Raw genomic sequence first — 26,267 nt, 5'->3', positions numbered from 1 at the left:
TTTTCACGGATTTTATGAATAACCTTCTATATTAAGTTTATATATTCTTTTAAAAGTTTTATACTTATATAAGAAAAAATAGCACCACCAAAATTGGTGGTGCTTACTTTAGTTAATACTATATTATTCTTCTGTCTTACCTATATCAGAAAGCACTAGACCTTTGTTATGATCAAGAGCCCAGCTTATACCCCAATCATTTTGGAATATAAGAAGATTTCTATCTCTAAAGTCTTTAACTTTTTTCGTATCTGAAGTTAAGTTTAGCTTATCAACATCTATATCTTCATTTTCGATCCATCTTACATATCTATAAGTAGATCTATCCATCTTAATATCAACGTTGTATTCATTCTTTAATCTGTATTCAAGAACTTCAAATTGAAGTACACCTACAACTCCAACTATAATTTCTTCCATACCAACATAGAATTCCTTAAATACTTGGATAGCACCTTCTTGAGCTATCTGAGTTACACCTTTGACAAACTGTTTTCTCTTCATTGTGTCGACTGGTCTTACTCTTGCAAAATGTTCTGGTGCAAAGGTTGGTATACCTTCAAACTTAAACTTTGAATTATTAGCACATAAAGTATCTCCAATAGCAAATATACCTGGATCAAATACACCTATTATATCCCCAGCATATGCTTCCTCAATAATCTCTCTATCTTGAGCTAAAAATTGTTGTGGCTGTGCTAGCTTTAGCTTCTTAGCACCTTGAACATGATTTACTTCCATTCCCTTTTCAAACTTTCCTGAGCATATTCTCATGAAAGCTATCCTATCTCTATGAGCTTTGTTCATATTCGCCTGAATCTTAAATACAAAAGCCGAAAACTCCTCTTTGAAAGGATCTACTTCCCCTTGGTTTGATTTTCTTGGAAGTGGTGAAGATGTAAGCTTTAAGAAATCTCTTAAGAATGGTTCCACACCAAAGTTAGTAAGTGCTGACCCAAAGAACACTGGTGATAACTCTCCGCTTCTTACCTTTTCTGTATCAAAATCATCTCCTGCTATATCTAATAGTTCTACATCTTCCATAAGTTTGTTATGTAAGGTTTCTCCTAAAAGATCCTTAAATACAGGATCCGAAACATCTCCTTCTACTGAATTTACTGCTGTCTGTCCATGGTTTCCACCATTAAACACTTCAATAGAATTCTTATTTCTTTCATATACTCCTTTAAAATCTTTTCCTGAACCTATAGGCCAGTTCATAGGATATGATTTTATTCCAAGTTCTCTTTCTATATCTTCTAATAATGTAAATGGATCTTGTGCTTCTCTATCCATCTTATTTATAAAAGTAAATATAGGAATTCCTCTTAATGAACAAACATGAAAAAGCTTTCTTGTTTGATCTTCTACTCCCTTTGCTGCATCAATTACCATCACTGCACTATCTGCTGCCATAAGAGTTCTATAAGTATCTTCTGAGAAGTCTTGATGTCCAGGTGTATCTAATATATTAATACAATATCCATCATAGTTAAATTGCATAACTGATGATGTAACTGATATACCTCTTTGTTTTTCTATTTCCATCCAGTCAGAAACAGCATGTTTAGATGCCTTTCTAGCCTTTACTGATCCTGCAAGTCTTATAGCACCTCCGTATAATAGAAGCTTTTCTGTAAGTGTAGTTTTACCTGCATCTGGGTGGGAAATTATAGCGAAGGTACGTCTTTTCTCTATTTCTTCAACAAAATCTGCCACAGCTAATCCTCCTTTATTAATGAACAACATAAACCATTGATTTATGAAAATATCACGTTTTTTTAGTTCTCTTTTCCATAGTAGGCATACAACAACTTAAATAAAATCATATATACCTATTACTAATGAAACTTCATTATTATTGTAAAATCCAGTTATGTTTAATAACTTTATATAAACACCTTAAATACAATAATAATCTTAAGCATAGCATAAAATTATATTATACCATAAATATTTATTACATTGGTTCACTCTCCAAAAAAGGTCCACGCTAAAATAGCAAAGACCTCTATTTAAATTACATTATGTTCATACATATATATTTAACTCAAAACAAGCTAATTATAGCAATTTACAAGGAATTTTTCAATAATATATGAAGATATATTGTGAAATCACCATGTTATATTTATTTTGCTTATTAAAATTCATACTATATAAAAGTTATTAATACAACTTCATTAGTGACCTTTTTTACATCTCTATCTCTTCAAACACTGCTCTAATCGTGAAATAAATTTGAGAAATGGTTATGCTCGTGTATTTTTGCAATACCCAAACTACTATTTACGATTTTTCCAATCTCTATACTTAATAGACTATTTTTTCTCTATACAATTATTTATTAATTAAATGTTGGTAAATCTTGATACACTTAGATGGACAACTCTGTTATTAGGTTTATATTTTTAAAGTTTATTCTCCGAACCTAGTACAGTCTTAATACGGTTTTCCAATAGAACTATAGCTCTTAACAATTACTATAGAATAATATTAGCCTCTTTACTATCTTATTAATTTTTCTAAAATCATATTGCATTGACAGCTGTAAAGTGTTGTTAATTGCTTCAGAGTTATATTGATCACTTTATAATGTTTTTAATGTTTTCAAAGCTTCATTAATAATTTATAGTCTTATTAATCCTCATTAGTAGCAAGCGATTATTTATAATTGATTCGCATTAGTAGTAAGATAGTATTTTTAAATTTGTTAAATTATAATCTAACAAATAACTAAAATTATAAAACTAAATTTTTAATATAAATATTAATATTATCCATAGTTATATTAACTTATAATTTCTTTAAAAAAGTGAATTTGCAATTCTTATCTCATCTGTTCTTATAAATCTATTTCCTTTAAATAATTTCTCATATATCAAGTCCATATAATCGATAACCTTATCCAAGTTCATGATTATGAAAAAACTAAGATATCTTTGCAGATATTTTGAGGCCACTCCATGGAAAATTGATAGCCATTTTTTCAAATTTGGCCAAAGATATTTTATTCTATACTCGACCTCTACCTTAATGGATTTATTTCTATTATGTCTTATTGCTACTGATTTAATATATCTGTCTCCGTATGGAGCAATGTAAGATTTTTCTTCTATTCTAGAATAAACTTTCTCATCGAAAGCGCTTCGATTCCACCAATGCTTAAATATTGGTTTTACGAACATAGAGTCTTCTTGTCCTTTTGCACCGATAACCCAAATATCCTCTCTTGGAGTTGCTGAGGCTATTATTTCTGCATTTCTACACCCTTTAAGGTTTTCTTTTATAATAACTTTCCCTACATGTACAACTCCTGATAAACTATCTGGAGTGACGTCTCTACTTAACGCTTGAAGTATTTTATGTCTCCAATAAAAAGCTGTCCCAATACTTATTTTTAACTTCTCTGCACAAAATTTCAAAGTTTTATTTTCGGTCATTAGTTCAGTAAATTCCATCCAAGTTCTAGTATTCTTCTTTGAATAACTCCACAGTGAATTTGTTGCGCGTGAAAAAGTTTTATCACACACTTTGCATTTATATCTTTGAATTCCGTTATAAAAACCATATTTAATATGCCAAGTTGACCCACAAATTGGGCAAGCTTCTACAACTCTATCTTTATAAAAATCTCTTTTTAGAACATCATTAGTATGCAAATCAAACTTTTTTAATTCAACATCGTGCTGTAGCAAAAGGAACACCTCTCTAAGAAAATTTAATAATTAAGCTATCCTCTTAATGCTTGCCACATATTCATGTTTTTAATCATTACCAACATTTATTTAACAAATAATTGCATACTATAAAAATCAACTGAAGTTCTCTTCTCATATGCTCCATTTATAGTGACAGTTAAAATAATAAAAGTAATTATATAAAGGGGGGATACCAACCTTCTTCAGTGAGTTTTTTTGCTTATCTGCCTTTTCTAAATATCTTTAAAGAAACTTTTGCAGTTGAATAATCTTTATTTCTTTATCGTTATTATATAAGGATGTACCACTTCGAACCGAAATCTATTTTTAAAACTTAAATAAGCCATATCACCGAATTGAAACTCAGTGATATGGCCATATTTTCTTAAAACTTTAGTCAAAACTTTAATGTCATATTCTATTATTTTCTTAATTAATTATTTATTTCCTTAAGTAATTAATTACTTATTTAATTACTTGGTTTCTTACTTAATTGAATAAATACTTATTCTTTTAATAGAAATTACTTGTTCATTAATTTCTTTATTTGTGAAACAAGTGGATCTGCTAATGTACCAACAACTACTTGAACATTATTTTCACCAAGTCTTGATATACCTGATGCGCCAGCTTGTTTTAAAGTCTTTTCATCTAATTTAGATGTATCGTTTAAAGTCAATCTTATTCTAGTTACACAAGCATCTATGGATTCTACATTATTCTTTCCACCTATTGCAGCTAATATAACTTCTGCTTTATCAGATAATTTACTAGTCTTTGAAGTACCAGCTTTAGTATTAACTGTAACTTCTTCATCATCTTCTCTACCTGGAGTCTTAACGTCAAACTTCTTAATGTAGAATAAGAATATGAAGTAGTAAAGAACAGCAAAGACAATACCTACTAAAGCAATACCTATAGGGTTATGAGTATTTGGTTTACTGAAGTTTAAAGCATAATCTATGAAACCTGCTGAGAAACCAAAACCTAATTTCATGTTTAATGCATAAGTTACAGCTCCTGCTACACCAGTTAATACTGCATGTATAGCATATAGAGGAGGTGCTAAGAACATAAATAAAAATTCGATTGGTTCTGTGATACCAGTTAAGAATGAAGTTAATGCTATACCTAAAAGCATACCTGTAACTTCTTTTTTCTTTTCTTTTTTAGCTGCAGTAATCATAGCTAAACAAGCAGCTGGTAATGCAAACATCATGATTGGGAAGAATCCAGTCATAAATGCACCTGAGTTTGGATCTCCTGCAAAGTATCTAGTTAAATCTCCTCTAACTACTTCCCCTGCTGCATTTGTAAATGTACCAAATGTGAACCAGAATATTGAGTTCATTACGTGATGTAATCCAAATGGAATTAATAATCTGTTTAATAGACCAAATCCAAAGGTACCTACTGGACCTGAACCTGCAACAAAGTTACCAAATTGATCTAGGTAATACTGAATACCAGGCCATATATATCCCGCTGCAACACCTAGAATGATCATCAAGAAAGATGTCACTATAGGAACAAATCTCTTACCACCAAAGAATCCAAGAAATTGCGGCAATTGAATATCTTTAAACCTATTATATAAAAGTCCTGCAGTTATACCGGCTATAAAACCAGCAAAAACTCCCATATTTACAGTTGGATCTATAGCTGATGCAACCTTTTGTAATACAAGGAATCCTACAGCTGCTGATAAAGCTGAAACTCCGTTATTCTCTTCAGCAAGCCCTATAGCTATACCGATTGCAAATAATAATCCAAGGATTGATATTGGTGTAGCTGTTGCTCCTTTACCAAGATACAATGTACCAAAAATAGCATCTCCAGCTTGAGCAATTATTGGTATACCATTTTTAGCTAAGTACGCATTACCTGTCCATGTCCATACGTCGCTTTGACCTAGTCTCAGCAATATTGCTGCAGCAGGCATTACCGCAACTGGCGTCATGAGGGCCTTACCTATCTTTTGAAGAAAAGCTAAGGTTTTGTTAGTTTCTTTACTCATTTTTCAACACTCCTATTACTATTAATTTTGTAAAAAGAATAGTTAATTAATAAATAAAATTAGATAATTGCTATAACTTTCTTTCTGGCGATTAATTCTCTTATAATAGTTATATGCCATTACATAAGTTTTTATTAAAACAAAAAAAGCCGAAAAGGGAAAACTCCCTTTTCAGCTAATGCCCTAACTTAGGTAACACGCCGAAAGAAATAAATCAATCAAGCTATTCATATTTACAAACTCATTATATATCATATTAATAAATATTGCAACGTTTTCAATGAATTTTTATTATAAATTTTTCAGTCTTTCTATATGAATGGCAAGATATGCTACTTCATCTATGGTGACTTCTGCTTCTAACTGGTCTTCTATTACTTTTGCTGCTTCCTTTGCAAGCTTATACGATTGTTTATAACGTCTTTTTATAGTATCCTTAAGCTCATTCTTTATAGTCTTATTTGTAACTATTCTTTCACATGCAAATCTAACATGAGTTATAAACCTTGCGTAATCTAGAGACTTTCTATCAATCTTTAAATTAAGTTCTTCTTCTATAAACTCTACAATCGAATTATTTATGAAGCTATACTTCATAGTATTTGATAACTTCCCATTTTTTCTAGCTGAATGTATATGTAGTGCTATAAATCCAACTTCACCATCTGGAATCTTAACCCCTAACTCTTTTTCAAGTCTTAAAGAAGCACTTTTAGCCAAATCAAATTCTAAATCGTATAAAGTCTGGATTTCACTAATAAAAGGATTTTGTATTTCTTCACTATTTTTTAATCTCTTTACGGCAAAATCTATATGATCAATAAGTCCAACATGAATGTTTTCACTTAATTCTTCTCCTAATTTATCTGATATATCTCTTATAATTTCTTCACAAAGCGCTACGAAGGCTTCGTCGTTTCTATTTACTATTTCTTTAAAATTACTTTTGTTCTTTTCATCTTCTATGGTAAATATCTTGTCTACCAGGGTTTCACTTGTAATAATGTCCCCCAATTTCTTATTAAATCCTATTCCTTTTGCAAATAATATCTTTTCACTTTTATTATTTGTAGCTAAAACAATGTTGTTATTAAAGGCTTTTATTACAGACCAGTCACAGTTAAGTTTTTTAACCATACTTATCACCTCTACAATATTGTAACACCTAGTTTTATTTTTTCTAGTACATTCTAATTATTTTGTATATTTATTATAAAAAATTACCATTCTATAATTAATTAGCTATTTTTTTGCTAATTATTATTTTCATATTAAGGGAAATAATTGTTTTAAAAATGTGTTGTGCTTTTATTGTCCATATCTATATCACACAAAGCGTCACACACTTTCCCACAATGATAAACTTTCTTTTAAAGATATCTGAAAACTAAGGATTGCCGTATTTTTTGTGCTAAAATAGTTTTTGTTAAAAGGTTGTTAAAAATTCTTAGATAATTATTTATAGAAACAGGGGGATTCATTATGGGAAACTCTACAAGAGTGGATTATTTAGATATTGCAAAAGGTATCCTAATTATTACTGTTATTCTATGTCATAGCGATTTTCCTTTCGCTCAATATATGTATTGGTTTCATATGCCTGCGTTCTTTATAATAAGCGGTTTATTATATAAGAATAAGTTAAGTATAAAATCACAAGCTACAAAATTTTTTATTCCTTATATAGCATTTTCAATAGTTGATATGGCGCTGACTTTTATGACTAATCCGCAGGATTTTTCAATGCCAAATATTCTTTACTATAGTTATGAGCATATATATTCTGGCAAAATGATGCCCGGTGTATTTTGGTTTATACCTTGCTTATTCCTTACTAAGGTATTATTCCATTATGGAAAAAAACTATTATCAAACCAAGCTTTAATAATGTTATTAATCGGATTATATATTGCTGGTCATGCATTTGTTCTAGCTACAGTACCTGAAAATGTAGTAGATATAACAACAGCTAACTATATACCTTGGAATTTGGATGCATTAATGATTACATTGCCATACTATGCTATTGGGTATTATTCTAAAGATTTATTAAAGTTTGTTAATAACAAGATCACCTTAATAATAAGCGGAGTACTTGCAATCAGCTATTTAAAGTTAAATACTGATCTTCAAATTTATTATTACATGAATATAAAATACTCTGAGTTTAGGTATTACTTCTTAGATTTATTAGTACCAATAACATTTACAGTATTTATACTTTCTATAAGTTATCATTTAACTCAGCTAAAACACATAAGTTCTGTTGCAAGTTTCTTTAAACTTGCTGGCGCTAACTCATTAATAATAATGTATTTGCATATTCCACTAAATCATTATTTTGAAACATTGTTTAGCTATAATTACGTAATTTTCACCCTAATAGGGTTATTAATCCCATTAGGTTTAGCAATATTGATAAATAAGAATGAGCTTTGTGAGTTCATTTTTAAAGGAACAAGTCCATCATCATCATCATCAAAGAGTCACTCTGTGAGATTTGCTCATTAAATCTCATAAGTTGTTTTAAACTTAAAACAACAAAAAAAACAGTAGAAAACTTCTATTATGTAGTTTTCTACTGTTTTTTATTATTATACAAAACTTATATCTATTATTTTTAAATTAAGGTGCTCCCACATCCAATACTTTAAAAATATTATATAAATTACTCAAAAGTCTTTAGGGTTCCTTTAGGTATATGAAGCTTATAGTAAAATGCGCTTACATCTTTTCCTGAGAACTTTCCTGATGTAGACTTGTAGGTCCTTTTGAATACCTCAACATATCCTTTAGATAGATTATCTTCTTCTGATACACTACACTGCAAGGAACTGACTTCCATATCATAGGATTTTTCCCCTTGTTTTTCTACTTCAAATCTATAATAATTCTCTCCATCAGAGCTAAAGGTCCCTGCATAATAGTTATCTGATTTTACAAGGTCATATTTGCTATCTAATTTTTCATTATAAGCACTAGCTTCACTTATACCTAAGTATTCAAAGTATGCTTTCCCTTTATACATATTATCATCTGATCCTCTAGTACTTACTACTATGATTATAAATACAGCTATTATGGCAACACCACTAAATAATCCTAAAAGCACTCTAGCTAAATTCAATGATTTTTTATCTTCATCATTTAAGCCGATATACTTTTTATTCATAGATGGATTTTTAACTTTTTTATTGGTTTTTATTAGTGAAGGGTTATACATCTTTTCCTTTTCTTTAGATACAGCTTTATTATTAAACCTTGCGTCCCTAAGCTTGGAAGGATTTTTAGGAACTGTATTTAGATTTCTATTTATGGCTGGCTTTTTATCATCTTGACTCATTTAACCACTTCTCCTTCCATTGTATATAAAGGTGAATACATGCATATGTTATTTGTTATCTTAGAGCCTACTCTAGTATATGCTCCTGCAAAGGTTTCACCAACTATATAAGTACCAATTATCGGATATAAATTTTCCTTCCAAGTACTTAAATTAGACTTTACTGTAAACTTATGAGTAGCTCCTCTTATAGTCTCCTGAAATATGCAATCATAATCAGGCAATTGATCCAATTCATAAGATAATCTCACCTTGTTTCCTTCTCTTCCAAGCAAGGGTTTTACAACATAGTTTCCATTTAAATTTGTGGGATCAAAGGTTGTATATGGAATATACTTTTTTATGAGCATACTTTCTTTTTCATCGTAAAAGTCATACTTTAACAGCTCATAAATTGCGCTAAAAAAGCCTTTACTTTGAGGTATTATTGACCATGATGGGTTAATAGAAAATATACTTTTATTTATTAATCTACCTATAGCTTCAACTTCATATTGTGGTTCAAAAAACCAGTCCAATGGATAAAACCTATAAAAACAATCTATCTTATTTCCATACAAATAACACTGTTCATCTTTTATTTCAATATCGTATATGCTACCTATAAATAGCTCTACACTTACATCTTCATTTTCCTTAATATATTCACCTTTAATCGCATCATATATACTATTTATAGTATACCAATCTTCATAATAGGTTGTTGATACTATAGCCACTGTACTTACAGCTTTCTTTCTTCTTGCATCTTCTAAAATCTTATAAAACTGGTCTTTAATCAATGATGCTAATTTATCATTGATTCTATTAACTTTAAGGTTCTCGTTACCTATTATCCTATCATAATAAAGCTTATCAATCACAAGACTTTCAAATACTCCAGCTGGTGTTTCTGCATTAAGTTCCAGTACCTTAAAATCCCCATATTTATCTAAAATCCAATCCATTCTGCCTATGAATACGAGCTCATCAGTAAATTCTCTTTTAATAGTTTCTTCTAGATTTTGTATTCCAAGTATATCTCCGTATAAATCTAGATTGTCATATATTAGCTTGGCGGTCTTCTTAAAAATAGTTGCTAGTTTTTCAGTAGCCTCTTTTAATTCTTCAAGCTTTTCATCTTCCATAACTATGATTTCTTTACTAAGATACTCATAATTCTTAGCATAAATCCCTGTGAATCCATATTCTAATATGGCCTCTTTTTTTAAAGCTTCTATGTCAACATTAGGATTTATTGTTCTTAATTTAGGCGCTTTGTTTATACTTACAGAGCTTATCCAAGTACTTTCCTCTTCAGTAAGATAGTCATCATTCCATCTTATACAACTACCTATAAAATCATGTCCACTTAAGAATATCCCATAGTTACCAAATGCCTCAACATCATAGCTAAATCTTTCATCATAATAAGGGGCAGTCTCCACCTCTATTTCGCAGAATTCTTGAAGTATGAATACTTTATGCTGCATTTGCTCTTCAACATATTTCATACTTTCCTTCCATTCAGCTTCATTATGAAGAGTTCCTATAAATACATCTATGCTATATCTTCCGAACACTGGCTTTACAACATACTTATCTTTATCGCATAGAGCTTTATAAAAATTAGCTTCACTTAAAATCTCCGTTTTAGGTAAAACTGAAGTTATCACGTTAATTTCTGCTTCACTTAGCCTTGAATCTTTAGCATCTGCTAGTGCCCATAAATATGCATATAGACTTTTACATTGAGCTATTATTACCCTCGGATCATTTAGTATTAGAAACTTATTATTATCATGAAGACTTAAGATATGTTCAAAATCCCTTACTTCATATAGGAATTCTGTAGGATATAATCTTATCATCACATCAATTTGTTTATTGAAGGCATAAACCTTATCCCCTATTACATTGAAATTATCTGGTCCTGCTAAGATAAAGAAATGGTTACTATCTTCAAGGAGATTTTTTATATAGATGGCTAGATGGGTTTCTTCATACCTAGAAGGTGCAGTCAAAAATGCAATATTTAAATCTTTTTTATCCGGAATTTCTTCAGAGCAAATCCTTTTGAATACACTACATAAATCTTTATCAAAATTATCACCAAAAGCGCCTTCAAATGTTGAATTAAAACTACACTCTCTCTGTGCGCAAGGTTTATCGTAGTTAAGCTCACTATAAAAAACCCCATCTTCTTTTCTAAATCCATCATATCTAACCCACAAGGTTTCAGGCAGTTTTCTTTTTATAGCTATTATCTCATCTTTATACTTGAAATCTGGTATATATGGTTTTACATCTTCAAAGTCCTTATTTACTCCATTAAGAATTCTTTCTATAAGAGAGTTTAAAATTTCACTGCTATTCTTAAATTTATTTGCTAAAGCTTCACTTATAAATGTTGGTTCATCAGCAAACACATCATTTTTTCTTGTTGTATGGACCATATCATATTTAAACATCATCATGTCACTAAGGCTTCTATATCCATCATAATGACTTTTCAGCATAAGAATCACTCTTTCATCTTTAACTTGAGGAGCTTGTCATTCTATCGTTTTTGTACCCATAAAGCCCTTTTCCATCTTGCCATGCCTTCCAGCTGTCAGAAGAAAACTTTGTTGCCTTTCCTCTAAGTAGTATAGGCACATTTGATGGAAATATTATTGCAGTAGAACCTGTACCATGATAGGCGTCATCCTTCTCAAATTGATCCACTGTTTCCTGCTCTTCATCTTCTGAAAGACTATTATTAGAGTTTGCTTTAACAATCAACTTTCCCTCACTGTACAAAGGACTTGCTAAGCTTACTGCAGTTGCAACGGACAATGCTAAAGCTCTTTTTTTCCACTTGTCATCCATTTAACATATCTCCCTTAAAACTCTAAAATTTCTTCAACATCCAATTCACTTTTTCTTAAATATTCTAAATAATACTTTACATCCTCTTTTACATAACCTTCAGAAATATATACAATATTTTTTATACCAATTGCTTCTAACATATCGGCAGGAGGTAATTCCTCTTCAGTTATCTCATATTGATTATTGAATTTCATATAATCACATGTATAATCTTCCCTATATCTGTCTTTGTCCAATACAAAACAATATACTTTCGGTTTTATAAGTTCTAAGCTATCACTATATACTAGTAATTTCTGAGCCATCCCCTCATCTCCAACAATCCCGAAAGTATGGAAGATATGATTAAATGATAAAATTGGTTTTACTTTCACTTCGTTATTTAATAATAGTGCTAGGTCTAAAGCCAAGCTTGCTTCGAAATCAATAATATACAGGCTATCATCTTCAAATCTATGTTTTAATTTGTTGAATTTATCTATACTATCACTACTAGGAGAAATAGTATTATCTAATGAAAAATCAGAATAATTTTTCATGGTAGCAAAGGGGGTCACTTTGAAGTAACATTGAAATTCTTCTAACCCCTTCTGCCAGTTATCATACACTTTGTAAATATCTATTTCTGTTCGTCGCATTTTTATCTCCTGCTTTAATATCCAGTGCTTTGCCCTGCTTTATAAGTCACTGCAAAAACTCTAGTCAAATTCACGATATGAGTGTATCCACTTGTATCTTGAAGAGTAAGGTAATCTCCGCTTTGCTTAACATCTTTTACTTCCACTGTAACGTCTGGTGCCTCACCATTGTAAGACTCTATTGAATTATAAATATAACATTGAGTTATTCCATACATTGTCTTCACCTCTAAATTTGAAATTTAATATAGATGAACCACTTCATAATTAAATTTATATTTTCAAATTCTATTCTCAGAACCCAGAAGAGTTTTGAAAATAGCTTTCGGATTGAAGTGTTTCATCTTTATTTATTTTATAACAATTGGAAAATTTATTAAATAGTTCTAATATAAATTTTACCTTAAGATTAACTTTTTACTATAAAAGTATAAATAAGTATCACTAATTATCTTACTAATACTTATTATGATTTATCTATACACGATTTATTTACATATATGGATGTACCACTTCATATTAGAACTTATCCAAATAAAGATTCTATTTAGAACTGGTTTATCCATATTATTAACTCACCATATTGAAATTAAAAAGCACAAAATTATATATAAATAAAGAAAAAAGAGCTGCTTTTGAAGATATTCTAAAATGCTAGGTATATAACATCTTAGATGTGCTTCATCTCACAGCTCTTCTAATTATTACTTTCTTACAGAGCAAACTTTTCTATAGCTTTTGCTACTCCTGAATTTACATTTGTATCAGTAACATAATCTGCTTCTTTTTTAATGTCATCTGGTGCATTGCCCATAGCGATACCAAGACCTGCATATCTTATCATAGATAAATCATTTTCGCTATCTCCTATGCATATTATCTCTTCTTGTTTTATATCAAGCATTTCTGCCAAGTTCTTTACTGCGCTTCCCTTTGATGTACCAGCGTTCATTACCTCAAAGTTGTTAGTCCATGAACTTACTACTTCAAGATCTTTATATTGCCTTAACTCTGCTTTAGCTTTCATCAGCCTATCTATATCTACTTCTTCAACGCATATAGCTTTAAGAATCTCACCTTCATGTCTTTTAAAGGCTTCTTTAAAATCTGTTCCTTCGTCGAATTTTATTCTGCTTTCTTCTGGTAGTTCCTTATTATTAACCTTATAGCCATGATTTTCACCTACAACACTCTCTGATATTAATGTATCATGAGTATTAAAATATGTTAAAAGATCATACTTTTTTATAACCTCGTGGATTCTTTCTAATTGATCATCATTAAGTGAAGATTTGTATATTACTTCTTCTCTATCTTTTTCTCTAACATATGCACCATTTGATGCAACTATTGGCACCTTTATACCGATTAAATCTGCATAATATTTTGCTGACGTGAATAATCTTCCAGTGGTTATAGCAATTTTTATCCCTTTATTATAAGCCTGCAATACGGCCTTTCTATTCTCTTCGCTTATGGTACTTGGACTACTTAAAAGCGTACCATCCATGTCTAAGCATATTAATTTATATTTCATCACTAGTTCATCCTCTCCTATTTATTACTATATATAGATGAATCACTTCATAATTAAAATTATATTTTCAAATTCTCCTCTAAGAACCCAGAGGAGTTTTGAAAATAGTTTCGGATTGAAGTATTTCATCTTTAGATATACCAATTTCATTGATATTTAAAGACTTTATAAGTACGGATAAATATGCAATTTAGGTACAGTCTTTATTTTGCAAGTTTTATTGTGGACCAATTTATCTATATGTTTATTATAACAAATATTCTACATTCTTACCCAAGTCTATAAGTTAATTTTAATGTTAAGTTTTGTTTATAAAATTTCGATATAGGAATTCTTTATATAATTTGCTATTAAGTTTTTAGATATGCTCCAAGTTTTAACACTAATAATTAGTGGTGCAATGCCGCAAAAAAGGAAGCTTCTTCGCTTCCTTTAAATTTTACATTGCTATTTTCTTATAGTTCTACTTTCCATAATCCATGTAAGTTACAGTATTCTCTAACTGCTACTACTTTTTCATCACCAGTCTTGAAATAAGCTTCTGGCTTGTCTCCAGCTTTTAATGTACTTCTTAATACTTTTGACTCAGTGATAACTTCTATCCACTGTATTAAGTGTTCTTCTGTCATTGGATGTGCTACTTCTCCAACCTTAACTAATACTCCACCTTCAACAGCTTCTACTACTGGAACATGTTTTTCTTTTGCTCCATCAGTTGTATTTTCTTTCTTAAGAGTCATTGGCTTTCCACAGCAAACCAATGTTCCACCAGCTTGATTTACTACCTCAACAATGTTACCACACACTTCACATTTGTATACTTGATTTACTTCTGTCATATAATTCTCCTCCTACTCATTATGTGATGGAATTTACTTTAATCCCAATTAATATATATATTTATTAAACATATATTAGATGACCACTACATCTAAAAAAATTATTTAATTCTAATAGCTCATTCATATAGAGTCTCCAGTATAGACAATTAATTTTAGTAATTCCTTTTACATAGCCATATCTCTAAATTCTTTTCTCAAAATCTAAAGGAGTCTGAAAATAGATTTCCTATATAAGTGGTACATCTTTAATTGAGTATTTTAAATCTATATCCTTAATCTGGACTAATTAAATATATATTCCTATTAATATTATAAATTTCATGGAGTTTTTTTACAATATAAAATTAGTACAATTTGAAATACTAAAGATAAACTACTTCATATTTAAGTTTATATTTTTGACTCGAAGTAGTACATCTTAAAAACTAAAGGAGTGATATTTATGACAAACAAAAGTAAAGTTACTAATAAAACTTATTTACCAAATGATAGAGATTGGTATTCACCTGAAGGACATGACTTAACCTCTCTTTCTAAGACCGGAAATACTTATACTAAATTGCCTAATCCTAAGACAGATCCAATTGTATCAAATAACATTTCATATATGGAATTTGATTATACTGACCAATCCTTATATGAAGATCAGGACTCAGATTAAAAAAGGTGCTATTAAAGCGTTGCGTTGAAATTAAGTGGTTAATCATCCGATGCTTTAATGAGCTTACGCAAAGAATTAATATACTAAAGTAAAATGCATGTTCTAAATCACTAGTTGTGATTTTTGAACATGCATTTTTATAGAGTTCCTAACTCAACTATCAATTCATACATGCCCGAAAATCCGCAGAAGCCGGGATTTTCAAACAAGTATAAATTAAGTTTTGATATAGGAACTCTTTATCTATGAACCACTTCATACTTAAATCTATATCACTAAATTTGCTCATGAGGAGCCGTGAAAACTTTTAAGATAGATTTGGATTGAAATGGTTAATCTTTAATCTAAGCTTATATCTGTACTTCTACTTCATGACTTCCGTCTAGGTATGGAATAATATCTTCTTCGAGTACTTTTCCATCTAAAATAATTGTTTTTGATGGTTTTTTATCACTGGAATTAATAGCCTTATTAATATCTTGTGTTACTACTATGTGATAATGCATATTGTCTTTATTGTACTCTATCTCATATTGTTTCCAGTTACTTGGTATAGAAGGCTCTATCTTGAAGCCTTTGTCATAACTTCTATTAAAGCCTAGCATATACTCAACTGATGCCTTATACATCCAACCTGAAGCACCTGTATACCAGCTCCAGCCTCCTCTACCTCCATGTGGTTCTTGGAGATATACATCTGCAGCCATTACATAAGGTTCTACCTTATAGGTCTTACTTGATAATTCTGAAGAACTATGATTGATTGGATTTATCATATTGAAATATTGCCATGCCTTATTGCCCATTCCAAGCTTTGCCATAGCTACAATAACCCACACTGCAGCATGTGTGTACTGGCCTCCATTTTCTCTTACTCCAGGTACATATCCTTTGATATATCCTGGTTCTAATTTTGAGTTATTAAATGGTGGATTTAACAGAAGTATAATTCCCTTATCTTCTTTTACTAGATTGTTCTCGATAGCATCCATAGCTTCTTTAACTCTTTCTGGCTTTCCACCACCAGTTATAGCAGCCCAGCTTTGTGCTAAGGAGTCAATTCTACATTCATCATTCTCTTTAGAACCTAATGGAGTTCCATCATCAAAGTATGCTCTTCTGTACCAACCACCATCCCAAGCATTCTTTTCAAGATTTTCTAGGATGAAGTTTCTGCTTTTAGTGAAGTTTTTCGTATTCTCCTTGTCATTCTTATAACTAGTTACTTCAGTGAAATCTCCTAGTATTTCATATAAGAACCATCCAAGCCATACACTCTCACCTTTTCCTTCATTACCTACAGTGCTCATTCCATCATTCCAGTCACCACTACCCATTAAAGGTATATTATGCTCTCCATATTTTAAAGCATATCTTATTGCTCTTATGCAGTGATCATATACTGTTCCTGAAGACTTAGATTCAAATCTATCAGAGTATCTTTCATCTTCTCCATCTTTAAGTGGCTCATCATATAAGAAAGGAGCTTCTTCTTCTAAAACGCTATAGTCACCAGTGGATTTTAAATACTTTGCAACAACATAAGGCAACCACAATAGGTCATCGCTAAATCTTGTTCTTATACCACTGTTTACCACAGGGTGCCACCAATGTTGAACATCTCCTTCTTCATATTGTCTCGAAGCACTTCTAAGAATTTGGTTTCTAGTAATTGTTTGGTCTAATATTCCTAAAGACAATGAATCTTGAAGTTGGTCTCTGTATCCATAAGCTCCACCAGATTGATAGAAAGCTGTTCTTGACCAGTATCTACAACTCATTGTTTGATACATCAACCATCCATTTACCATATAATCCATTGATTTATCTGGAGTCTTTATCTTAACTGTTCCTAAGAAACCTTTCCAGTAGTCTTTAACCTTAGTTAAAGTATCATCCACAGATTTTAAGTTGCTATATTTATTTATAACATTTCCTATAGCTTCTACACTCTCTTCTGCTCCAAACATTAATATCAAGGTTTTCTTTTCTTTTGGCTTTATTGTAATCTTAGTTTGAGCACCTAGACATGGGTCCAAGCCTCCTCCTACTGAATCTGATAGTTTCTCCAGTCTTAAAGCTGCTGGATAACCAAGGCCTTCATTTCTTCCTAAGAACTCAACTCTATCACCAGTAAAGCTCTCTTCATCTCCTCCATAAAACTTTAGATAGCTCTTATAGTTACCAAAGTTTGCAGAGTATGGATTACTAGCCCATATGAATCTGTCTTTTTTATCTTTACTGTTTTCTTTTGTATTCATTTCATTAATATAAGTTGATACATATTGAGCTGATTGTTGAGGAACAACACCTAATACTAGCTGTGCATAATAATATAATGATATTGTTCTCTCATCTTCTCCACTATTTTCAAGTTCTATCTTTAATATTTTTATGTTGTCTTCCATAGAACAAAACATAGTAGTTTTTCCACTTATATTATGGTAGTCATGACTAAACCTAGAGTAACCAAAACCATGTTCTACAACATATTCTCCTGTATCTCTTAATGGTTTAGGGGTTATACTCCATATCTCTTCATTTATATCATCTCTTAAATATAAACATTCAGTTGCAGTATCCATAACCCAGTCATTATTCCAAGGAGTAATCTTGTTTTCTCTAGAGTTTCCAATCCAAGTATAGGCAGATCCACTTTCAGAAACATGGAATCCAAAATTTCCATTTGATATTACATTTATCCAAGGTGCAGGTGTATCCCTATGATCATTTAATACAACTACATACTCACTGCCATCCTTTTTAAATCCACCATAACCATTAAAGAAATCTAAATCATCTATATTATATTTATAATTTATACTTCCTTCATAACTACTAAATCCATTATACTTAATATCTTTTTCATCCTTATCTTTATCTGGATTAGCACTTTCTCTAAGTATAGTCTCTCTCCTAGGTATATCATATCCTTGAAGTTCCTTGTGTCTTAGAATTACATCATCTCTAACCTTTTTATCATTAGCTTCCCACTGCTTCATCTGATTTAACAAAGTACCTTTATCAGAGCTAATTACAAGCTTTGCTATACCTAATAAGAAATCTCTCATCTCATCACCTAAGGTACTTTTACTGTGGAGGTATATTCCACCTGGTTTGTTCCAGTAATCTCTTGATTGAGATGTGTTAACTTGCTCTATTATATTCTTTTGTACTGGCAGATCATAAGAGGTCTCTTCATCATTGTATATTAGTAAATCTGACTTAAGACCTTTGCTTCTCCAATAGTAATGCATATTGATCACTTGTCTAAGAAGATCCATATCAGCTTCTTCTTTTATTACAAGCATGAGTACAGGAAGATCTCCCGAAATTCCATAAGGCCATAAGTCTCTTTGATGTTTACTTAATGCCTTTATATATTTTTCATTTTCTCTTCTCCAGGTAGTTAAAAATAATATATTTGAAGCTAATGATTGGAATAGATTAGCTTGAAATGATTTTATTCCTAAATACTTCATTTCTAAAGCTACCTGCTGGGTTGCACCTATAAAAGCTCTTTCGCTTGAACTATTATCGGTGTACTTGTTTGCAATCTTCATAACCTCTTCCCTACTATCACCAGCAATAGTAACATATGATACTGATACTTTTTGCTTTGGAGGCACCTTTACCATAACTCTCATCGATATAATAGGATCCAGTATTATACCGGCACTATTATTTAATGCAGTATCGTTATCCATAGCCCTTGGAGCTCTTAAATTTCTATTCCTTCCTATAAAGTCTGCTCTTGCAGTTTCATAGGATACTGCTCCTATAATATCACCATCACTTACCACCTTTTGAACTAGATGATGTTGTTTTTGTCCTTTTGCTCTTGGTCTTCTTTTAGCTATGACACATCTATTATCTTCATCATACTCTGTTGTGATAAATAGATTTGAGAAGGTTGGATGAACCACATCAGCACTGAATGGTGCCAAAGTTACTTCCATATAACTTGTTATCTCAATATTTCTCACACTTTCAGAATTATTTTTTAAAGTAATTTTTCTAACTTCTGCATCATATTGTGAAGATACACATACTTCCATAGAGCTTTCAATGTTTCCAACACTTCTCTTAAAGAACGCTTTGTCTAAAGTAAACTGAACTACTTCTTCATCGCCATCTACTCTGCATGGTTCATATGAAGGGCTCCAGTATTCATTGGAGTTTAAATTCTTTATGTAGAACAGCACTCCTCCACCTTCATCTGTAGTATCTGACTTCCACCTGTTCACAGTCATTTCGCCTTTTTTACTTAGACCGCTTCCACTATTAGTTATAATTGTTGAATATGAACCATTGGATAACAGAAGGACCTCTGGATTTTCTGTAGCTGAGGAATACTCTCTTACTATAAGTGGTTCTTGTTCAGCCTTAATTTCTGGCAGATCAAATTGTTGCTTTCTAGTAAATATTTCATGATATCCTTGTTTTTCTTGAAGCAATAATTCAAAAGCTTTTACTTGAGGAAGCTTATGGAATCTTTCTTGAAGTATATTTTCATTTACGAAATTATCAAGTGACATCAAACTCATGCCTTGATGATGTACCATAAAGCATTTAACTGGAGATTCTTGTTTTCCTCTAGTTACTCTTTCTTCAGTAAAATCTATAGCTTCATAAAAACCATATCTTCCTATCATGTCTTTATTTATTAATGTATTCATATTTTCTATTGAGGATAATGGTGCAAAACTTAATGCCATTACTGTTGAATACGGTGATACCACAAGCTCATCTACCAAACCTCTTTTTAATCCTATGCCTGGTACCCCAAATGCCTTATATTGATAGTTCATAGCTACATCAAAATGATAAAATGCTGACTCTGATATTCCCCAAGGAATACCTCTCTTACTCGCATAAATCTTTTGAGCTTCTATTACAGAGTTATATGTTAAATCCCATAGAGTTCCTTCATAATTTTTCATTATTAAGGCTGGCATGAAATACTCAAACATTGTTCCACTCCAAGAAACTAAACTCTTTATACCAAAGGCTGTGGTTATTGCTCTACCTAATTTAAACCAATGTTCATACTCTACATCACCTTTTGCTATTGCTATAAAAGATGCAGCCCTTGCTTCAGATGCCAATAAGTCGTAACAGTTATCCCCTAAAGTATTGTTTTCCATATCATATCCGATTGAGAATATCTTTCTATGACTATTATATAAAACCTTGAAATCTGTTTCAGACGCCATCACATCTAGTCGTCCGATTATATTATTTATCTTTGCTATTAAATCCGCAGCAGGGCTAGTTTTAATCTGTATTTCTTTATTATTTGATTGAGACTTGATAGCCAAACTATTGCTTAGAGCAGCTTCAAGATTGGTAACCGGAACCTTTAACAATATATTTCCTAGTTCATTCAATCTAACATCGTCATCATTTTCTTCATTACAAGATTCTATAATCTCTCCTAACTCAGCTAGCTTCATTATAGCTTCTTTTTTAAGCTTTGTTACCCAATATAACTCTTTTTGTTTATTTTCCAATTCTATATTTAAGCACTTATCTACTACATCTTTTAGTGTTTCCATGTAATTTTTCAAGCTCATATCTTCACTGCGTATAGTATCTTTTTCTAATTTAAATATGCCATTATCTTTGATTTCTTCTTCAATAATACTCATGGTATCTATCAATGAGCTTCTTTGATTATCTGATATAAGTGGTTTCTTTAAATATTCACCTAACGCTTCTTCGATAACCCATAGGTATCCTACTAAATTCCCGCTATCAACAGTAGAAACGTATCTAGGCCATAAGGGAGTCCTTGTTCTTGTGTCATACCAATTTAGAAAGTGTCCATGATACTTATCTAATTTATCCATACTGTTAAGAATTTTTTCTATTCTATATACTGTATCAAAAAGTGTAATATACCCCATATCTCTCGCAACTATATTTGACATAAGCCCCATTGCCATATTAGTTGGTGAGGTTCTAAAAGCCACTCCGTTATTAGGATCTTCTTGAAAATTATCTGGTGCTAAATAGTTATTTTCTTCATTTACAAAATCCTCATAATAAGCCCAAGTTCTCCTGCTTAAAGTTCTTATTAGTAACTTATCCTTTTCTGGTATTTCATTGAAAGTAGTAGCTACATTTCTATCTTCCTTGCTTATTAGATAACCTATTAAAGGGCTAATAATCCATAAAATAGCTATTAATAAATTTGTGCTTCCTAATGATATTGATTTATTAAAGGTTGCAATCAAGTACAATACACCTATAAATGATGAAAGCCACATATACTTAAAATAACTGTATAGATCTTTACTACATGCCGCCTCAACATCTGCTGAAGTTTGCCACTGAAGCATATTTTTCTTAGATATAGTTGCTCTATATATAGTTCTGATTATAGCATCTAACATTATTACGCATTGATTTGGCAAAAAAGTTATTGTTAAAAGTACTTGCTTTAGACTTCTCAGTATATCCTTTTTCTTATATTTAGGTGTAATCATCATATCTGTAAAGGCAAATGCTACAAGTGATATCACTCCTAGAAGAGTGAATATATCCCAAAGCATACCATTTTTTAATACAATTACAGTAATGAAAAGACTAATTACAATCCATGGTGCTACTATACTTCTTCTTAAATTATCAAATATCTGCCATCTAGACAGTAACTTTAGCTTCTTATTAAATAACCAAGGTAGTATCTGCCAATCTCCTCTAATCCATCTATGAGATCTCATACAGCTAGCTTTATAAGAAGCTGGATATCCATCTACTACATTTACATCAGTTAAAAGTGCACATCTCGTATATGAACCTTCTAATAAATCGTGACTTAAAACTGTATTTTCAGGAATCTCATCTTTTAAGATATTATAAAATGTATCAATATTTATAATACCTTTTCCTGTGAATATACCTTCCTTAAATAAATCTTGATAAGAGTCTGATGCAGCGCTAGAATATACATCTATCCCTCCATCACCTGCAAATATTTGAGTGAATATAGTCTTCTCTGAAGCCTCTATCTTCATATCTACCTTAGGCTGCATTATTCCATATCCTCTTATTACTCTGCCATCATTGCTTACAATAGCTGAATTTAAAATATGAGCCATTGCGCCAACTAATTTTTTTCCTGCCCCCATAGGTAGTACTGTGTCTGCATCCAATGTTATTAAATATTTAGCTTTTTTAAGCTCATCTATATTACCACTAATAACATTGTAGCTAGTTTCTCTATCATTTCTTAGAATAGCCATGAATTCCATGAGCTTTCCTCTTTTTCGCTCCCAGCCCATCCAAATATTATCTCTATCATTAAACACTCTCTTTCTATTAAAGAAAAAGAAATGCTCTGGCTTTCCTTTAAAATACTTTTGATTTAATAGCTTTGCCGCTTCATTTCCAACGTAATTTATGTCCTTATCTGTTTCTTCTTCCTCGTTATTTGAATCCGCTAAATCTCCTAACAATGCAAAATAAAAATTATCATCTTTATTGGCTATATAGTAAACCTCTAAAGAATCCATAAGTTCCTTTACTTTACGACCGCTACTAAATATAGCAGGTATAACAACTAAGGTTCTAGAATCCTCAGGTATACTTTTTTCAAAATCCAGCTTAGGTAAGAAATCCGGCTTATAAAGCTTAGTTATACTCCAATTCATAAACCCGATGACAACCTCAGATACAGGCAATAATACAATTAAAGCACCTGTAACCAGTTCTCCCATAGACATATACGGATCAAAAGCATATGCCAAAGACACAACTATTATTTCGCATAGTATTATTAAACATATTTGATATAATATAAACCTCCCTGGCGCTACTGCTTTCCTACTTCTAAACTTGCCAATACTCTTTTCTAAATCTTTTTCTCCTTGATCTAGTAAATAGTAACCTACATGAGCTTTATATCTCTCGTTCTCAAAAGACTTAGCAATCTCACATAACTTCAAAGCCTCTTCTACTACTTTCCATTCTTCTTTGGAAGTTTCTCTACTTATTTCTTCAACTCTATGCCTATAGAAATCCTTAGAATCAAAATCCATATTACTATATGTTCCTTCAGGATCTTCACTCAAGAGCTTTTCAATTCGTGATACACTATCAAAAACATATTTCCAACTAATGGCATCTATGGTTCTAAGTGAAGTTATATAATTTCCCATAGAAAGTTGAAGCTTATTTTCTCTTATGAACTCTCCTGTAATAGCGTCTTCAAAATTTTCTTCTTTTGTTATCTTCTTTTCTAATACCTTATAAAGTTCATCATTATCTATGGAATTATCTCTTAAAACTCTAAATAATTTTTCACCCATTTCAATTGAGAACTTTTCATCATTTTTACCTATTTCTTCAACTGTATCTGCTAAACTATCATTATTGCTGCTATCTATTATTCTATAAGCTAATTCTTCTCCTCTTTCTTTTTCTTTTTGGATATATGCAAGCTTATCAGTAACTGTTGCTATTCCTTCTATTAGCGCAACTCTTAACATCAAAGGAAAGGCCCATAACTCTCCTAAAGTTATATACTCTTTATCATCACAGCCTTTTAGGAAATTTATCGTGTCGTGTTCCTCTACTTTTCCGTCATTAGACTTAAGAAGATCTTTAGCTAGAAGATATATTTTAGGACATGACTCTTCTCCACTGACCAAGGGAAGATTTTCGAAATATCCCCATGGCATATTTATCTTAATAGTTTTATATTCTTTTTCTATAACATAAATATTATCTAAAAGCCATTCTGCAGCCCCAACTATATCTTTATTCTCTTTTACTTGCTGATTAATATATTGATAGTTTTCTAAAATTCTACTATAACTTTCTTTTAGAGAATACATTATTCTCCTTCTGCAGTTAACTGAATCAAGTATCTTCATAAGTTTTTTCCTTCCCTCTCTATAGTGTACATTTTATTTTTTCCAAATGTAGCAGAATTATAGTGATTGTCCATTAGTTTTTTTTATTTTTGTACATAAACTTCATTTTTATGACTAAATATAACCCAAATAAAATGAAAAAAATCATAAGTGAACCTAATTCACCTATGATTTTTGCTTTATTGTTACTCTTATTAAATTATAGAATTCCTAGCTCAACTATTAATTTATACAAGCCCGAAAATCGCTATAAGTCGCAATTTTAGAACAAGTATAAATTTAGTTTCTAGATATGAACTCTTTAAAAACGCATCACTTTAGTCCGAAATAAGTATTTAAAACTCTCACGAATTTTGACGAGCAAGTCTAAAGTCATGTTAAAACTATATGCTATAAAAAGTTTCAAAAGATTTTACGCAGTAATAGTGATCTTTTACTCCTCCTAATTCCCTTACAGAATGCATAGAAAGAATTGGGGTTCCCATATCCACAGATCTTATATGAAGATGTGTTGAAGATATTGGACCTATTGTTGATCCACCTCTTAGGTCTGATCTATTAACAAATCTTTGGACAGGTACTCCAGCTTTCTTACATATTTCTTCATAAACTACAGAAGAATTTGAATCTGAGGTATAGCTTTGAGATGCTGCTATTTTTATAACTGGTCCTCCATTTATAACTGGTCTAAGTACTGGATCATGCTTTTCTCCATTGTTAGGATGAACTGCATGAGCTAAGTCAGCAGAAATTAAGAAGGATTTTGCAAGCGCTCTAAAGTAGTGTTCTCTATCTCCACCTAAACATAGTACTATTCTTTCTAGTATATGAGCTAGTAACTCTGAATCTGCTCCTTGCTTAGTTTCACTTCCTACTTCTTCATTATCAAAACAAGCCATAATATTTGTAGCTTCAGATGCTTGAGTATTTATTATTGCCTTTATCCCAGCATGAACCATAGCTAAGTCATCAAGTCTTGATGAAGATATAAATTCATTATTCAATCCCATTATGCAGCCTTTTTCAAATTCGTATAAAAACAGATCAAAATCCAATATATCTTCAATAGCTACCTTTAATTCTTCTGCTATAGTGTTAAGCAAATACTTACCACTTTCAAGCTTTTCATTTATCATCGATAATAAAGGAAGCGTGTCTTTTTGTCTATTTAACTTAACCCCATCATTAACCTCTCTATTCATGTGAATAGCTAAGTTTGGTATAACAAGTATTGGTCTATTAATATTTACAAGTCTAGTTTCTGGAAACAATGGATTCTTTCCTTTTAGAGTAACTCTACCAGCCAGTGAAAGTGGTCTATCAAACCAGGTATTTAGTATAGGTCCTCCATAAACTTCAGTATTTAACTTTATATATTTATTTTCCGCTGTAATCTCTGGATTAGGTTTTATCCTAAAGGTAGGAGAATCTGTATGTGCACCTATTATCTTAAATCCGTGCTCTTCTATTCTTCCAGTTCCAACTTTGAAGGCTATAAGCGCAGAATCATTTTTAGTAACAAAATATTTTCCTTCCTTTTTTAACTTCCAACTGTCTTCCTCTTTAAGTTCCTTAAAACCATTCTTAGTCAATTCCTTTTTTACATTTTCAACTGCATGGAAAGCTGTTGGGCTTTCATATAAAAAATCTATAAGTTCTTTTGCTAACTGTATCTCCATAACTCACCTCTATAATTTTATAATTTAATGTCTCTGTTTATTATCATTGAAATTAAGGTATTACTTCCTGGGATACTATATTAATTCTTTGCAAAACCCATTAAAGTATCGGAG

General features: G+C 31.1%; 15 protein-coding genes. 2 read left to right on the top strand and 13 right to left on the bottom strand.

Annotation, left to right across the window (positions count from 1 at the left end; all coding sequences use genetic code 11):
- Positions 1-123: 123 nt before the first annotated feature.
- The 4 genes from OCU55_RS20050 to glcT form a co-directional block, all read right to left on the bottom strand.
- Positions 124-1,719, bottom strand: coding sequence for a peptide chain release factor 3 (locus tag OCU55_RS20050; RefSeq protein ID WP_261854069.1), 1,596 nt, complete (start codon positions 1,717-1,719; stop codon positions 124-126).
- Positions 1,720-2,807: 1,088 nt separating this feature from the next.
- A complete protein-coding gene (locus OCU55_RS20045) occupies positions 2,808-3,698 on the bottom strand; it encodes an IS1/IS1595 family N-terminal zinc-binding domain-containing protein (RefSeq protein WP_261854068.1) in 891 nt (296 codons plus the stop codon).
- Positions 3,699-4,224: 526 nt separating this feature from the next.
- The gene (locus tag OCU55_RS20040; protein ID WP_261854067.1) at positions 4,225-5,718 is read right to left on the bottom strand and encodes a PTS transporter subunit EIIC; all 1,494 of its coding nucleotides are present in this window, start codon (positions 5,716-5,718) and stop codon (positions 4,225-4,227) included.
- 291 nt (positions 5,719-6,009) lie between these two features.
- Complete coding sequence (glcT, locus tag OCU55_RS20035) at positions 6,010-6,855, bottom strand: glucose PTS transporter transcription antiterminator GlcT (RefSeq protein ID WP_261854066.1); 846 nt, start codon at positions 6,853-6,855, stop codon at positions 6,010-6,012.
- Between the two features lie 345 nt (positions 6,856-7,200).
- Between glcT and OCU55_RS20030 the strand changes: the two genes are divergently transcribed.
- The gene (locus OCU55_RS20030) at positions 7,201-8,229 is read left to right on the top strand and encodes an acyltransferase family protein (RefSeq protein ID WP_261854065.1); all 1,029 of its coding nucleotides are present in this window, start codon (positions 7,201-7,203) and stop codon (positions 8,227-8,229) included.
- Positions 8,230-8,386: 157 nt separating this feature from the next.
- On the opposite strand, the gene OCU55_RS20025 is transcribed toward OCU55_RS20030, so the two are convergent.
- From OCU55_RS20025 to OCU55_RS19995, 7 genes are all read right to left on the bottom strand, one after another.
- Positions 8,387-9,061 (bottom strand): hypothetical protein, encoded by a 675-nt coding sequence (locus tag OCU55_RS20025; protein ID WP_261854064.1) that lies wholly within the window; start codon positions 9,059-9,061, stop codon positions 8,387-8,389.
- Complete coding sequence (locus OCU55_RS20020) at positions 9,058-11,559, bottom strand: glutathionylspermidine synthase family protein (RefSeq protein WP_261854063.1); 2,502 nt, start codon at positions 11,557-11,559, stop codon at positions 9,058-9,060. Before OCU55_RS20020 ends, OCU55_RS20025 begins: the two co-directional genes overlap by 4 nt.
- Before the next feature lie 19 nt (positions 11,560-11,578).
- On the bottom strand, positions 11,579-11,911 hold the full coding sequence (locus OCU55_RS20015) for a hypothetical protein (protein ID WP_261854062.1): 333 nt from the start codon (positions 11,909-11,911) through the stop codon (positions 11,579-11,581).
- Between the two features lie 14 nt (positions 11,912-11,925).
- Positions 11,926-12,552, bottom strand: coding sequence for a hypothetical protein (locus OCU55_RS20010; protein ID WP_261854061.1), 627 nt, complete (start codon positions 12,550-12,552; stop codon positions 11,926-11,928).
- Positions 12,553-12,566: 14 nt separating this feature from the next.
- Positions 12,567-12,770, bottom strand: coding sequence for a hypothetical protein (locus tag OCU55_RS20005; protein WP_261854060.1), 204 nt, complete (start codon positions 12,768-12,770; stop codon positions 12,567-12,569).
- 494 nt (positions 12,771-13,264) lie between these two features.
- Positions 13,265-14,089, bottom strand: coding sequence for a Cof-type HAD-IIB family hydrolase (locus OCU55_RS20000; RefSeq protein ID WP_261854059.1), 825 nt, complete (start codon positions 14,087-14,089; stop codon positions 13,265-13,267).
- A 455-nt stretch (positions 14,090-14,544) separates the two neighbouring features.
- Positions 14,545-14,928: a desulfoferrodoxin gene (locus OCU55_RS19995; protein WP_261854058.1), complete on the bottom strand. Its 384-nt coding sequence runs from the start codon at positions 14,926-14,928 to the stop codon at positions 14,545-14,547.
- A gap of 445 nt (positions 14,929-15,373) precedes the next feature.
- Here OCU55_RS19995 and OCU55_RS19990 point away from each other — a divergent pair, with 445 nt between their 5' ends.
- Complete coding sequence (locus tag OCU55_RS19990) at positions 15,374-15,592, top strand: hypothetical protein (protein WP_261854057.1); 219 nt, start codon at positions 15,374-15,376, stop codon at positions 15,590-15,592.
- A gap of 350 nt (positions 15,593-15,942) precedes the next feature.
- Here the strand turns inward: OCU55_RS19990 and OCU55_RS19985 are convergent, their stop codons facing one another.
- Positions 15,943-24,474, bottom strand: a complete 8,532-nt coding sequence (locus OCU55_RS19985) for a glycoside hydrolase family 94 protein (RefSeq protein WP_261854056.1) — start codon at positions 24,472-24,474, stop codon at positions 15,943-15,945.
- 383 nt (positions 24,475-24,857) lie between these two features.
- Entirely contained in the window at positions 24,858-26,153 is a 1,296-nt protein-coding gene (locus OCU55_RS19980; RefSeq protein WP_261854055.1) for a M18 family aminopeptidase, read from the bottom strand.
- Positions 26,154-26,267 lie beyond the last annotated feature (114 nt).

The organism is Clostridium folliculivorans (assembly GCF_024341905.1).
Taxonomy (GTDB): domain Bacteria; phylum Bacillota; class Clostridia; order Clostridiales; family Clostridiaceae; genus Clostridium_AR; species Clostridium_AR folliculivorans.
This window is presented reverse-complemented; position numbering and strand designations above follow the sequence as displayed.

Coding starts and splice junctions, on each gene's coding strand:
- OCU55_RS20005 (WP_261854060.1), bottom strand. CDS start 12,770: ATGTATGGAATAACTCAATGTTATATTTATAATTCAATAGAGTCTTAC.
- glcT (WP_261854066.1), bottom strand. CDS start 6,855: ATGGTTAAAAAACTTAACTGTGACTGGTCTGTAATAAAAGCCTTTAAT.
- OCU55_RS19990 (WP_261854057.1), top strand. CDS start 15,374: ATGACAAACAAAAGTAAAGTTACTAATAAAACTTATTTACCAAATGAT.
- OCU55_RS20010 (WP_261854061.1), bottom strand. CDS start 12,552: ATGCGACGAACAGAAATAGATATTTACAAAGTGTATGATAACTGGCAG.
- OCU55_RS20015 (WP_261854062.1), bottom strand. CDS start 11,911: ATGGATGACAAGTGGAAAAAAAGAGCTTTAGCATTGTCCGTTGCAACT.
- OCU55_RS20000 (WP_261854059.1), bottom strand. CDS start 14,089: ATGAAATATAAATTAATATGCTTAGACATGGATGGTACGCTTTTAAGT.
- OCU55_RS20030 (WP_261854065.1), top strand. CDS start 7,201: ATGGGAAACTCTACAAGAGTGGATTATTTAGATATTGCAAAAGGTATC.
- OCU55_RS19985 (WP_261854056.1), bottom strand. CDS start 24,474: ATGAAGATACTTGATTCAGTTAACTGCAGAAGGAGAATAATGTATTCT.
- OCU55_RS20020 (WP_261854063.1), bottom strand. CDS start 11,559: ATGCTGAAAAGTCATTATGATGGATATAGAAGCCTTAGTGACATGATG.
- OCU55_RS20040 (WP_261854067.1), bottom strand. CDS start 5,718: ATGAGTAAAGAAACTAACAAAACCTTAGCTTTTCTTCAAAAGATAGGT.
- OCU55_RS20025 (WP_261854064.1), bottom strand. CDS start 9,061: ATGAGTCAAGATGATAAAAAGCCAGCCATAAATAGAAATCTAAATACA.
- OCU55_RS19995 (WP_261854058.1), bottom strand. CDS start 14,928: ATGACAGAAGTAAATCAAGTATACAAATGTGAAGTGTGTGGTAACATT.
- OCU55_RS19980 (WP_261854055.1), bottom strand. CDS start 26,153: ATGGAGATACAGTTAGCAAAAGAACTTATAGATTTTTTATATGAAAGC.